The organism is Cellulosimicrobium cellulans (assembly GCF_042723955.1).
GTDB classification, from domain to species: Bacteria; Actinomycetota; Actinomycetes; order Actinomycetales; family Cellulomonadaceae; genus Cellulosimicrobium; species Cellulosimicrobium cellulans_H.
Map to the genome: position 1 here is coordinate 1 of NZ_JBHXIC010000109.1, position 12,787 is coordinate 12,787.

Annotated in this window: 11 protein-coding genes; 6 read left to right on the forward strand and 5 right to left on the reverse strand. The window is 74.7% G+C overall.

The annotated features are described in order from the left end of the window. Window positions 1–134 precede the first annotated feature (134 nt). The 4 genes from rpsT to ACFWH7_RS19110 all read right to left on the reverse strand — a co-directional run bounded on the left by rpsT (window position 135) and on the right by ACFWH7_RS19110 (window position 2,681). A complete protein-coding gene (gene rpsT, locus ACFWH7_RS19095; protein ID WP_047232984.1) occupies window positions 135–395 on the reverse strand; it encodes a 30S ribosomal protein S20 in 261 nt (86 codons plus the stop codon). 244 nt (window positions 396–639) lie between these two features. Further along, entirely contained in the window at window positions 640–1,278 is a 639-nt protein-coding gene (locus ACFWH7_RS19100) for a type II toxin-antitoxin system PemK/MazF family toxin (RefSeq protein WP_378218930.1), read from the reverse strand. Between the two features lie 41 nt (window positions 1,279–1,319). Further along, window positions 1,320–2,024 (reverse strand): maleylpyruvate isomerase family mycothiol-dependent enzyme, encoded by a 705-nt coding sequence (locus ACFWH7_RS19105; protein WP_378218932.1) that lies wholly within the window; start codon window positions 2,022–2,024, stop codon window positions 1,320–1,322. Between the two features lie 81 nt (window positions 2,025–2,105). Further along, on the reverse strand, window positions 2,106–2,681 hold the full coding sequence (locus tag ACFWH7_RS19110; protein WP_378218934.1) for a type 1 glutamine amidotransferase domain-containing protein: 576 nt from the start codon (window positions 2,679–2,681) through the stop codon (window positions 2,106–2,108). 203 nt (window positions 2,682–2,884) lie between these two features. Between ACFWH7_RS19110 and lepA the strand changes: the two genes are divergently transcribed. The 5 genes from lepA to ACFWH7_RS19135 all read left to right on the forward strand — a co-directional run bounded on the left by lepA (window position 2,885) and on the right by ACFWH7_RS19135 (window position 10,789). Then, on the forward strand, window positions 2,885–4,777 hold the full coding sequence (gene lepA / locus ACFWH7_RS19115) for a translation elongation factor 4 (protein ID WP_378218936.1): 1,893 nt from the start codon (window positions 2,885–2,887) through the stop codon (window positions 4,775–4,777). Beyond that, window positions 4,774–6,135, forward strand: coding sequence for a radical SAM family heme chaperone HemW (gene hemW / locus ACFWH7_RS19120; RefSeq protein WP_378218938.1), 1,362 nt, complete (start codon window positions 4,774–4,776; stop codon window positions 6,133–6,135). The genes lepA and hemW overlap by 4 nt, the downstream gene beginning before the upstream one ends. A 143-nt stretch (window positions 6,136–6,278) precedes the next feature. Further along, window positions 6,279–8,252 carry an acyltransferase family protein gene (locus ACFWH7_RS19125; protein WP_378218940.1) on the forward strand — a complete coding sequence of 658 codons (1,974 nt, stop codon included), beginning with the start codon at window positions 6,279–6,281 and terminating at the stop codon, window positions 8,250–8,252. Between the two features lie 210 nt (window positions 8,253–8,462). Continuing rightward, on the forward strand, window positions 8,463–9,563 hold the full coding sequence (locus ACFWH7_RS19130) for a DUF2189 domain-containing protein (RefSeq protein WP_378218942.1): 1,101 nt from the start codon (window positions 8,463–8,465) through the stop codon (window positions 9,561–9,563). A 119-nt stretch (window positions 9,564–9,682) separates the two neighbouring features. Next, window positions 9,683–10,789 (forward strand): DUF2189 domain-containing protein, encoded by a 1,107-nt coding sequence (locus ACFWH7_RS19135; protein ID WP_378218944.1) that lies wholly within the window; start codon window positions 9,683–9,685, stop codon window positions 10,787–10,789. 81 nt (window positions 10,790–10,870) lie between these two features. Here ACFWH7_RS19135 and ACFWH7_RS19140 read toward each other — a convergent pair whose 3' ends face one another. After that, window positions 10,871–11,734 carry a DUF3097 domain-containing protein gene (locus ACFWH7_RS19140; protein WP_378218946.1) on the reverse strand — a complete coding sequence of 288 codons (864 nt, stop codon included), beginning with the start codon at window positions 11,732–11,734 and terminating at the stop codon, window positions 10,871–10,873. A gap of 164 nt (window positions 11,735–11,898) precedes the next feature. Here ACFWH7_RS19140 and ACFWH7_RS19145 point away from each other — a divergent pair. After that, on the forward strand, window positions 11,899–12,787 hold an 889-nt coding region (locus ACFWH7_RS19145; protein ID WP_378218948.1), incomplete at its 3' end, for an MFS transporter.

Consider the following 12,787-nt stretch of genomic DNA (forward strand, 5'->3'; position numbering starts at 1 on the left):
GCGCGCCCGGTACCCCCCGGGGGGGCTCCCCCCCGCGGGGCCGCCCCCGCGGGGGGGGGGCCCCCCCTCCGTGGGAAGCCTGTGCGGCCGTCGTGACGTTCAGCGTGTCACGCCGGCGCGGGCGAACCGTGCGCTCAGAGAGCGTTGACGGCCTTCGCGATGGCCGACTTGCGGTTCGCGGCCTGGTTCGCGTGGATGACGCCCTTCGAGACGGCCTTGTCGAGCTTGCGCGACGCAGCCTGGAGCGCGGTGCTCGCCGCGTCCTTGTCGCCCGCGGCGACGGCCTCGCGCACGCGGCGCACGTACGTCTTGAGCTCGGACTTGACCGCCTTGTTGCGCAGGCGAGCCTTCTCGTTCGTACGGATGCGCTTGATCTGGGACTTGATGTTTGCCACGTGTGGACTCTCTGGTTCTGTTCGCCGGAGCGAGCGGATAGGTCGTAGAGGGCGGCTCCAGCTCCGGGACTGGGGTGGGGAACCCGTGGAGAGGTGCTGGGGCTGTGCCCGCCGACCTGGGCGGACACGCGACCACCAAGACTACCAGCGGTCGTGGCCCGAACTCCAATCCGCAGGAGTTCCCGCCGGACGACGCCGCGAGGTCGCCGTGTCGCGTCCCCTGTCGCGCTCCGGGACCGCGGGGTCAGCGGTGCTGCGAGATGCCTGCCACCACGCGGTCGAAGACCTCGCGCCCCACGACGGCGCCCTCGCGGCGGACGGCATCGGGGTCGACCCGGATCACCCGGTCGAGGCGGACCTCGCTGTCGCGGCCCTTCGTGTCCCACGGGCCGGACCCGATGTCGAGCCAGTAGCGCCCCCACCGGGCCTCGTCGCGCGCGTCGCGCGAGTGGTCCTTGCTCGTGAGCATGACGCCCAGCAACCACTCGCCGTCGGACCCGACGAGCAGCACCGGCCGGTCCTTGCCCTGCGAGAAGTCCTCCTCGAACGGCACCCAGGTCCAGACGATCTCCCCGGGGTCCGGGTCGCCGTCGAGCCGCGGCGCGTACTGCGCGCGCACGCGACCCTCGTAGTCGCCGGGGTACGCGCCGGTCCGGCCGCCGCCACCCTCGGGGCGTACCGGAGCGCCGGGGCGGGCCGGGCTCGTCGGGCGCGGGCCGGGGCGGGGGGACGGCGTCCGGTCCGACGGCGTCCGCTCCCTCCCGGGCGCGCGCGTCGCCGCGGTGCCCGTGCCGCCCTGCGAGCCCTGCGACGAGCGCGTGAGCCCGGAGACGACGGCGCGTGCCGCGTCGGTGAGTAGTCCCAGCCATCGGTTGCGTGCCACGCGCGCACCCTACCGGGCGTGCCACACCGCGGTCAGGGCGGTCAGGGCGTGATGCGCCCGGCGAGCGCGACGGTCAGCGCGTCGGCGTCGCCGTCCACCACCACGCCGGCCGCGGCAGGTTCGAGCCGTCCCCACAGCAGGAGCGCGAGCACGCGCGCGGGTGCGGACGCCGTCGCTGCCGGCGCGCCGTCGCCGAGGACCCACGACCGCCCGGCGTCGGTGGCACGGAGCGCGACGGGCAGGGCGAGCGGCGCCGCGCGGCCGAGGCGGACCTGGCGAGGCGCCATGACCGTCACGACCTCGTCCACGGTGTCCGCCCAGACGGCGGGGTCGACGTCGTCCACCGTGGAACCGCCGGCGCTGCGCAGGTCGTGCAGGTGCACGAGCGTCTCGTGCGTCTGCCGGCGGTGCCAGAAGCGCACGGTCGAGGCGGGGTCGTCGGGTGCGAGGAGCGTCCATGCCGGGGCGTCCGGCTCGAGAGCGGCGAGCGTCGTGCGCAGCTCCGCCGCGTGCTCGGCGTAGAACGGGGCGAGGTCGAACGGGCCGACCTCGAGCGGTGTCTCCGGCCGACGCCGTGCCTGCGCCGCTGCCCAGTGGTGGACGCTCCCGACGTGCTCGACGAGGTCCTGGACGCGCCAGTCGCCGCACGCCGGGACCGGTGCGCCCGGGTCGGCGTCGGGGACGTCCGCGAGGAACGCGTCCTGGAGCCGGGACAGGAGGGCGAGGTGGTCCAGGGCGTCGTCCATGGCGGGAGTATGCCCGCGCCGGGTGGACCGCGTCAGCACCCGGCTCGCGTCCGGACGCACCGCCGGTCCGGCGAGGACCGCTCAGTCGGCGAGGACCGCGTCCACCTCGCGCAGGAAGTCGTCGAGGTCGCCCGGGTTGCGCGACGTCACGAGCGTGTAGCCGTCGTCGTCGCGCACGACGGGCCGGTCGACCCACGCCCCGCCCGCGTTGAGCACGTCGGTCTCGAGCGAGGGATAGCTCGTGAGCGTCTTGCCCTCGACCGCCGCCGCCTCGACGAGCGCCCAGGGGCCGTGGCAGATCGCGGCGACCGGCTTGCCCGCCGTCGTGAACGCGCGCACGAGGCTCACCGCGTCGTCCTGCAGGCGCAGCGCGTCGGCGTTGATCGTGCCGCCGGGCACGAGCAGCAGGTCGTACTCGGCGGGGTCAGCGTCGGCGTGCGTGAGCGTCGGGGTGACGGTGCGGCCGGGGTCCTTGTCGTCCACCAGGGTCTGCACGTCGTCCGCGGACACCGCGGCGACGTCGACCTCCACCCCCTCGCCGCGCAGGTGCTCGAGCGGGACCACGAGCTCGTCCTGCTCGACGCCGTAGTTCGTCACGATCGCCAGCACGCGCCGGCCGCCGGGGCCGGAGGTCCGGTGCGCGGTGTCCTGGGCCATGAGCGCTCCTCTCGTCACCGGGCGGCCCGGTGCCGCCGGGACCCTCCACGCTAGGTCGCCGCGCGGCGCCCCGCAGGGCGGGCGGGTGCGCGACGCCGGACGTGGGACAATGGACGTTCCCGCCCGCCCGAGAGCGACCGTCGGCGCGCCCGCCCCCGAGCGCGCGGCCCGACCCGCACGCCACTCCCAGGAGCGCACCCGCGTTGTCCCCGATCCCCAGCGCCCAGCTGAGCACCCGCATCCAGCCCGCGGCCACGCCGCCCGAGCTGATCCGGAACTTCTGCATCATCGCGCACATCGACCACGGCAAGTCGACCCTGGCCGACCGCATGCTGCAGCTCACCGGTGTCGTCGAGCCGCGCGCCATGCGCGCCCAGTACCTCGACCGCATGGACATCGAGCGCGAGCGCGGCATCACGATCAAGTCGCAGGCCGTCCGCATGCCGTGGGCGGTCGTCGCGGACGGGGTCGAGACCCCGCACGCGCTGAACATGATCGACACCCCGGGTCACGTCGACTTCACGTACGAGGTCTCGCGCTCGCTCGCCGCGTGCGAGGGCGCCGTGCTGCTCGTCGACGCGGCGCAGGGGATCGAGGCGCAGACCCTCGCGAACCTGTACCTCGCGATGGAGAACGAGCTCGAGATCATCCCGGTGCTCAACAAGATCGACCTGCCGGCCGCGCAGCCCGAGAAGTACGCGGAGGAGCTCGCGAACCTCGTCGGCGGCGACCCGGACGACGTGCTCAAGGTCTCCGGCAAGACGGGCGCGGGCGTCGAGGTGCTTCTCGACCGCATCGTCGAGCGCGTGCCCGCCCCGGTGGGCGACGCGGACGCCCCGGCGCGCGCGATGATCTTCGACTCGGTCTACGACACGTACCGCGGCGTCGTGACGTACGTGCGCGTGATCGACGGCAACCTCAACCCCCGCGAGCGCATCGTCATGATGTCGACGCGCGCGACGCACGAGCTGCTCGAGATCGGCGTGATCTCGCCCGAGCCGATCGTCACGAAGGGACTCGGCGTCGGCGAGGTCGGCTACCTCATCACGGGCGTGAAGGACGTGCGCCAGTCGAAGGTCGGCGACACGGTGACGAACGCCGCGAAGCCCGCGGCGGACGCCCTCGGCGGGTACTCGGACCCCAAGCCCATGGTCTTCTCGGGCCTGTACCCGATCGACGGCACCGACTACCCGGTGCTGCGCGACGCGCTGGACAAGCTCAAGCTCAACGACGCGGCGCTCAACTACGAGCCCGAGACGTCGGTCGCGCTCGGCTTCGGGTTCCGCGTCGGGTTCCTCGGCCTGCTGCACCTGGAGATCGTGCGCGAGCGCCTCGAGCGCGAGTTCGACCTCGACCTCATCTCGACCGCGCCGAACGTCGTCTACGACGTGACGCTCGAGGACGGCACGCTGGTCAAGGTGACGAACCCGTCGGAGTTCCCGGGCGGCAAGATCAAGCAGGTCAGCGAGCCCGTCGTGCGCGCGACCATCCTCGCGCCGAGCGAGTTCGTGGGCACCGTCATGGGTCTGTGCAACGACCGCCGCGGCCAGATGCTCGGCATGGACTACCTGTCCGAGGACCGCGTGGAGCTGCGCTTCACGCTGCCGCTCGCCGAGATCGTGTTCGACTTCTTCGACCAGCTCAAGTCCCGCACGCGCGGCTACGCGTCGCTCGACTACGAGCCCTCGGGCGACCAGGTGGCCGATCTGGTCAAGGTCGACATCCTGCTCCAGGGCGAGCAGGTCGACGCGTTCAGCGCGATCGTGCACAAGGACAAGGCGTACGACTACGGCGTGATGATGACCGCCAAGCTCAAGGAGATCATCCCGCGCCAGCAGTTCGAGGTGCCGATCCAGGCGGCCGTGGGCGCGCGCGTCATCGCCCGCGAGACCGTGCGCGCGATGCGCAAGGACGTCCTCGCCAAGTGCTACGGCGGCGACATCAGCCGTAAGCGCAAGCTGCTCGAGAAGCAGAAGGAGGGCAAGAAGCGCATGAAGAACATCGGGTCCGTCGAGGTCCCGAAGGACGCCTTCATCGCCGCGCTCTCCTCCGACGCCGCGGGCGGCAAGGACGCCAAGGACAAGTCCAAGAAGTGAGCCCGGCCCTGCCCGACGGCGAGCCGGTCCCGCCCGACGGCTCGCTCCCCGCGTGGGTCGCGGCGGGCGGGGCGGCCGCGGACGGCGGGGGCACGTCGGGCCCGACGGCGTCGCGCGAGTTCGGCGTCTACCTGCACGTCCCGTTCTGCTCCGTCCGGTGCGGGTACTGCGACTTCAACACGTACACGGCCTCCGAGCTCGGCGGGGGCGCGAGCCAGGCGTCGTACGCGAGCACGGCGCTGCGCGAGATCGACCTCGCGGCGCGCGTCCTGCGCGACGCGGGCCTGCCCGAGCGCCCGGTCTCGACGGTGTTCGTCGGCGGCGGGACGCCTACGCTGCTCCCCGCGGGCGACCTCGCGCGCCTGCTCCACGGCGTGCGCGCCGCGTGGGGCCTGGCGCCCGACGCCGAGGTGACGACCGAGGCCAACCCCGACTCGGTGACGCCCGAGTCCCTCGCGGAGCTCGCGGCGGCCGGGTTCACGCGCGTCTCGTTCGGCATGCAGTCCGCCGTCCCGCACGTGCTCGCGACGCTCGAGCGCACGCACGACCCGCGGCGGATCCCCGACGTCGTGCGCTGGGCGCGCGACGCGGGCCTGAAGGTCTCGCTCGACCTCATCTACGGCACGCCGGGGGAGAGCCTCGACGACTGGCGGGCGAGCCTCGACGCCGCGCTCGCGACCGGCGTCGACCACGTGTCCGCGTACGCGCTCGTCGTGGAGGCGGGCACCAAGATGGCCGCCCAGGTGCGCCGCGGCGAGGTGGCGCTGCCGAGCGAGGACGACCAGGCGACGAAGTACGAGCTCGCCGACGAGCTCCTCACCGCCGCCGGGCTCACCTGGTACGAGGTGAGCAACTGGGCCCGCACCGACGACGACCGCTGCCGCCACAACCTCGCGTACTGGCGCGGCGACGACTGGTGGGGGGTCGGTCCGGGAGCGCACTCGTACGTCGCCGCGCCGTCGGCCGTCGCGCACGCGCCGACCGGTCCGGCGGCGGGCCCGACGACCGTGACCGACGACACGGGCGCGTCGGTCCGGGACGCGAGGGTCGGCGTGCGATGGTGGAACGTGAAGCACCCGCGCCGCTACGCGGCGCTGCTCGAGGCGGGCACGAGCCCCGCCGCAGGACGCGAGCTCCTCACGCGGGACGAGGGCCGGCTCGAGCAGGCCATGCTCGGCGTGCGGCTGCACGAGGGTCTCGACCTCGCGGTCCTGTCCCCGGCCGGACGGCGCGCCGTCGCCGGGCTCGTCGCGAACGGGCTCCTCGACGGCCGCGCGGCGATCGCGGGACGTGCGGTGCTCACCCTGCGCGGACGGTTGCTGGCAGACACGGTGGTACGGGAGATCACGGACGAGTGACGACGACCCACGAGGCATCTCGACCCGGGACGACCCCTGCGGGGGTCGGCCGCCCGACGCTCGAGACGCCTCGTGTCGTCGGGCACGTGCGCGCTCCCGGCGCGGGTCGACGGCCGGGACGCCCGACCGTGCGCTACCGCCGGATGCCGGGGCTCGACGGGCTGCGGGCGCTGGCCGTCGTGGTCGTGGTCGCGTTCCACCTCGCCCCTGCCACCTTCCCGGGCGGGTACGTCGGGGTCGACGTCTTCTTCGTGCTGTCGGGCTTCCTCATCACGACGCTGCTCGTGCGCGAGCACCGCGACCGGCACCACGTGGGGCTGCGTTCCTTCTGGGCGCGCCGGGCGCGCCGCCTGCTCCCCGCGCTCGGGCTGGTCGTGGTGGTGTGCACGGCGGTCGCGGCGGTCGTCGGCGGCGACGTCCTCGTCGGCATCGGCCCCCAGCTCCTCGGCGCCGCGACGTTCACGAGCAACTGGGTCGACGTCGCGAGCGGCGCCACGTACTCGGGAGCCCTGCTCCCGCACCTCTTCGGGAACCTCTGGTCGCTCGCGGTCGAGGAGCAGTTCTACCTCCTGTGGCCGCTCGCCGTCGTGCTCCTGAGCGTCGTGCGGCCCCTGCGCCGTCGGGCGCCGTGGATCGTGGTCGGTCTGGGGCTGGCGTCCGCGGCCCTCATGGCGCTGCTCTACGCGCCCGGCACCGACCCGACGCGCGTCTACGTCGGCACCGACACCCACCTCTTCGCGCTCATGGCCGGGGCGGCGCTCGCGTTCTGGCACGTGCGCGCCGTCCAGCGGCCCGACGGCGACGCCCGGTCCGGCGCCGACGTGCACGCCCTCCTGCCGGGCGGTCCGCGCGTGCGCACGGCGCGCGGCCGGCTCGCCGTGCTCGTCGCCGGGGTGGCGGGCGCGGTCGTGCTCGGGGCCGCGGTCGCGACGATGCGCTGGGACGACGCGCTCGCCTACCGCGGCGGGCTGCTCGTGTGCGCCGTCGCCGCGACCGCGGTGCTCAACGCCGTCGTGTGCCTACCCGGCCTCGGCACACAGCTCGACCGCGGCCCGCTCGGCTGGGTCGGACGGCGGTCGTACGGGCTCTACCTGTGGCACTGGCCCGTGCTCGTGCTCGCCGCGGCCTCGCTCGGGACCGTGGTCGGTCCCGTGCCGCCGGGCACGGTGCACCCGGTGGTCGTCGTCGTGACGCTCGTCGTGACGGTCGTCGCGGCGGCGCTCTCCTTCCGGTACGTCGAGCGCCCCGTCCTGCGGCGCGGGCTGCGCGGCGCGGCGCGCGACCTCGCGCGCCGGCTCCAGCCGGCGTCCGACGAGGCCGGCCCGCGCGTCCTCTCCCGCCGGGGCTGGGCGCTCGCGGCGTCGTGCGCGCTCGTCGTCGGCCTCTCCGCCGCCGGGGTCGTCACGGCACCCGCCACGACGAGCGTGGAGCAGCAGATCGCAGCGGGGGAGCAGGCCGCGCGGGCGACGCAGGCCGCGTCGGACGCCCCGGCGGAGGCCGCTCCGGAGACGGACGCCCCGGAGGGGGCGGCACCGGCAGACGGAGCCGGACCGGACCCGGCCGCCTCGCCCGCACCGCAGCCCGGGTCCGACGATGCGCTGGCAGCGCCGGTCGCCGCACCGACGGGCGACCAGGTCACCGTCGTCGGCGACTCGGTGACGCTCGCGAGCGCGCCCGCGCTGCTGTCCGCGCTCCCGGGCGCCTACGTCGACGGCGCGGTCTCGCGCCAGGTCAAGGACGGACCGGCGGCGGTCGCCGCCGCGCGCGACGCGGGCGCGCTGCGGCCCTACGTGGTCGTCTCCCTCGGGACGAACAGCACCGCGAGCGCCGCGGCGATGGACGAGCTGCTCGCCGCGATCGGACCCGACCACCGCGTCGTGCTCGTCACCGGGTACGCCGACCGGCCGTGGGTCCCGGGCACCAACGCCGAGATCGTCGCCGCCGCGGGACGGCACCCCGGCGTGGTCGTCGCGGACTGGTCGGCCGCGGCGGCCGCGGACCCCACCGTGCTCGGCCCGGACGGCGTGCACCCCACGGACGCCGGCGCGACGACGTACACGGCGGTCGTCGTCGACGGCCTCACCCGCGCGGCGGCGCTGGGCTCCGCGACCCGCTGACTCCTCCGCGGCCGTCGTGCCGTACCCCGCCCGGGTCGAGGCACCGGGTGACTTCTGCCGTACGGGCTGGTCCGCCCGGCGTTTCCTCTAGCGCCGTCGCCGGAATCCCGACAAGGTGGAGCACGACCGCGAAATGTGCGATCGACACACGACGTCCACATCCGGCGCGGGGCGGCTCGGCCGTGGCCCGTCGACCGACCGAGGAGACCCATGAGCGAGAGCACCGCGGGCGGCCCGCCGCGCGACGAGAACGAGCCACAGCTCCCGTCGGACGCCTCCCCGGCGCCCGAGAACCCGTATGCGGCGGCCGATCCGTCGGTCCCGCGCCAGGAGCCCGCCGCGACCGAGCCCACCGCGCCGCAGCCGCCGCCTGCACCCGCGCCGTCCGCGTCCCCGCCCCCCGCCGGGCCGGCGCCCGGTCAGCCGTACGGCGCCCCACCGACGGGTGCGTACCCGCCCCCGGCCGGGCCTCCGCCCGGTCAGCCGTACGGCGCTCCGCCGGCAGGCGCGTACCCGTCGCCTGCGGGGCCGCCGCCCGCACAGCCGTACGGCCAGCAGCCGCCGGGGCAGCCACCGTACGGCGGGCAGCCCGGCTACCCGCCGCCTGGGGCGCCGTACGGGCAGCCTGGCTACCCGGGGCAGACGATCCAGGTCCAGGACGCCTTCTCCTACGGCTGGAACAGGTTCACGCAGAACGTCGGGGTCATCCTCGGCGGCGTCCTCACGTACGTCGCCGTTCTCGCCGGTCTGTCGGTGGCCTTCTGGGCGATCCTCGTCGGGACGGCGCAGACGACCGTCGACCCGGTCACGGGCGAGGTCAGCACCGCCGGCGGGTTCGCGTTCGGGTTCGGGACGTTCCTGTTCGTCGCGGTCTTCGTCGTGCTCGGGTTCCTCGTCCAGGCCGCCGTGGTCAACGTGTCGCTCCTGGTCACCCGGGGCAAGAAGCTCGAGTACGCGGACTTCTTCCGGTACCCGAACCTCGGCACCGTGATCCTCGCCGCCCTGCTCATCGGGCTCGCGACGGGCGTGCTGGCCATCACGATCGTGGGACCGATCGTGTTCGTCTTCTTCGCCCAGTTCACGCTGTTCTACGTCATCGACAAGAAGCTCGGCGTCTTCGACGCGTTCAAGGCGAGCTTCACCGTCGTGAGCAGGAACCTCGGCACCGTCGTGCTGCTGTTCCTCGGCGTGTACCTCGCGCAGCTCGTCGGGACGCTCCTGTGCTACGTCGGCCTCCTCGTCGCGCTGCCGGTCGCCCAGATCGCGACGGCGTACGTGTACCGCCGCCTCAACGCCGAGCAGCCCGTCTGAGGAGGGTGGGCGCCGCGGCGCTCGCCGCGCGCCCAGGCCTCTGAGCAGCCAAGATAGGACCGAGCACGTCGAGGACGCGTGCTGCCCGCAGCACGTGACGACGAGGAACGAGGTGCATCATGACGGACCCCACGAACCCGGGCGGTCAGCCGCCCCGCGACGACGAGCCGACGCCGACGGACGGTTCCGGCACCCCGGAGCAGCCTGCCGGTCCGGCGCCCGACCAGCCTGCGAGCCCGCCCCCCACGGGCCCCGACACGCCTCCGGCCTCGCCGTACGGCCCGGGTGGGGCGACGCCGCAGGATCCGGCCGCGCCGCCGTCGGGCCCGCCGGCCTGGGGTGCCCCGCAGGACCCGGCCGCGCCGCCGTCGGGCCCGCCCGCGTACGGTGCGCCCGGAGCGTACGGCGCACCCGCGGGCGCGCCGGGCGACCCCACGTCCCCGGGACCGGCCGCCCCGCCGCCGGGCGCCTACCCGCCCCCGTCCGGCGCCTACCCGCCGCCGCCGGGTTCCTATCCCCAGGGGGCGGGCGGCTACGGCGCCCAGCCCGGGTACACGGGACCCGCCTTCGCGGTGGGTGAGGCGATCTCCTACGGCTGGCGCAGGGTCACCTCGAACCTCGGGCCGTGGATCCTCGTCGCGCTCATCTTCATCGCGGTCAACGTGGCCTGGAGCTGGATCACGGGCGGGTTCGACCAGTTCCAGGACCAGTACGACTTCACGGACACGAACTTCGCCGCCGTCAGCGGCATCACGTTCACGAGCGTCCTGCTCTCGATCGTCGGCACGGTCATCGGCTACCTCATCACCGCGTTCTTCACGCGCGGCGCGCTCGACGAGGTGGACGGTCGCCGCCCGGACGTCGCGGCGTTCTTCCGCATCGGCAACGTCGTCAACGTGCTGCTCGCGGCGCTGATCGTCGGCATCCTCACGGGTGTCGGGCTCTTCCTGTGCATCCTGCCCGGCCTCGCGGTGCTGCTCTTCTCCGCGTTCGTCTACTACGTCGCGCTCGACCAGGGCGTCGACGCGATCACGGCGGTCCGGACGAGCTTCTCGCTCGTGGCCAAGAACTTCGGCCAGATGTTCCTGCTCCTGCTCGCGCTGTTCGGCATCAACATCCTCGGCGCGATCCCGTGCGGCCTCGGCCTGTTCGTCACGATCCCGCTGAGCTACGTCGCCGTCGGCTTCGCCTACCGCCGTCTCACGGGGGGCGTGCCCGCCGCCTGACGGCCGGACCCCTGACGCGCCCCGGTTCCGACTCGTCGGTGCCGGGGCGCGGTGCGTACGGCCGCCGAGGCACGCAGCCGCTCAGGGTGCCGTGACGAAGTCGATGAGCTCCTCGACGCGGCCGAGCAGGGACGGCTCGAGGTCGGCGTACGTGCGGACGGTGCCGAGGATGCGCTGCCACGCGCGGCCGACGTCCTCGGCGGAGTCCGCGGGCCAGCCGAGCTCGCGCAGGATGCCGCGCTTCCACTCGGTGCCCCGCTCGATGACGGGCCAGCGCTCGAGCCCGACGCGCGCGGGCTTCACCGCCTGCCACACGTCGACGTACGGGTGCCCGAGCACGAGCACGGTGCCCGCGGGGGAGCGGCGCAGCGCCTCGTCGGCGATCCGCCGCTCCTTGCTCCCGGGGACGAGGTGGTCCACGAGCACGCCCACGCGCCGCTGCGGCGTCGGGCCGAAGTCCGCGAGCGCCGCCGCGAGGTCGTCGACGCCGTGCAGGGGCTCGACGACGACGCCCTCGACGCGCAGGTCGTCGCCCCACACCTTCTCGACGAGCTCGGCGTCGTGCTTGCCCTCGACCCAGATGCGGCTGCCGCGGGCCACGCGCGCCCGCTGCCCGACGACGGCCCGCGAGCCGGACGCGGTCCGCGTCGGCGCGGCGGGGGCGCGGGACGTGACGGGCGCGGTGAGCTCGACCGGCTCGCCGTCGACCCAGAAGCCGGGCCCGAGCGGGAACGTCCGCGTGCGGCCGGCGCGGTCCTCGAGCACGACCACGTGCATGCCGCCCGACTTCTCGACCCGTACGACGGCGCCGACCCAGCCGGTCTGCACCTCCTCGACCACGAGCCCGCGCTCGGCGGGCTGCGGTCGGGACACCGGCTGCGCGCGGTGGTGGGCGGGGGCGGGCGTGCCGCCGAGGACGTCGGAGCCGTAGCGGTCGAAGGACACGGCGTCACCCTAGGTCAGCGCCGGACGCACCCCGGCGAGATCGGCCCGTGCGTCGCCACATCGACCTCCAGAAGGTCGATCTCGGACGCTCCGGCCGATCTCGGCGCGCTCCGGACACGGCTCCCGACGCGCGCGGCCCCGGGCCCGGGTGGTACCACGGAGCGGTGAGCCCGCAGCGCGCCGAACCGGACCCGAACCGCTGGCGCGTGCTGCCCGTCTGCCTCGCGGTGGGCTTCGTCACGACGCTCGACGTCTCGATCGTCAACGTCGCGCTGCCGTCGATCGAGTCGTCGCTCGACGCGGGGCCCACCGAGCTCCAGCTCGTCGTCGCGGGCTACACGCTCGCGTTCGGACTCGCCCTGGTGCCGGCCGGCCGCCTCGGTGACGCGGGCGCCCGGCGCGCGCTGTTCATCGCGGGCCTGGTGGGCTTCGCGCTCATGAGCCTCGCGTGCGGGCTCGCGCCGACCGACACGTGGCTGGGCGTCGCGCGGCTGCTCCAGGGCGTGAGCGCGGGCCTCCTCAACCCGCAGGTCGTCGGGCTCATCCAGCAGCAGTTCTCGGGGTTCGAGCGCGGCCGGGCGTTCGGCATGTTCGGCGCGACGATCGGCGTCTCGACGGCGCTCGGCCCGCTGCTGGGCGGCCTCATCATCGCGGCGGCCGGCTCGGAGGACGGATGGCGGTGGGTGTTCCTCGTGAACCTCCCGGTCGTCGCCGTCCTGCTGCCGTTCGCGTGGCGGCTCGTGCCCGGTCCACCGCTCGACGACGCGCGCACGGCACGGGGCCGGCGACGCCTGGACCTCGTCGGCCTGACGCTGCTGGGCGCGGCGACGCTCGGCGTCATGATGCCGTTCGTCACGACCACGGGCCGGGGCGACGACGCGTCGCGGTGGTGGTGGCTGGCCGCCGCCGCGGCCGCGGGGGGCGCGGCCGGGGGCGGGGCGCCCCCACCCGCGCGCGCTCGACGGGTGTGGTCGTCGGAGTATCGGGTGCGGTCACGCGTCGATCGTCGCCCCGTCGCACCGTTCAGCACCAGCGATTTCTCCTACCGCTCGA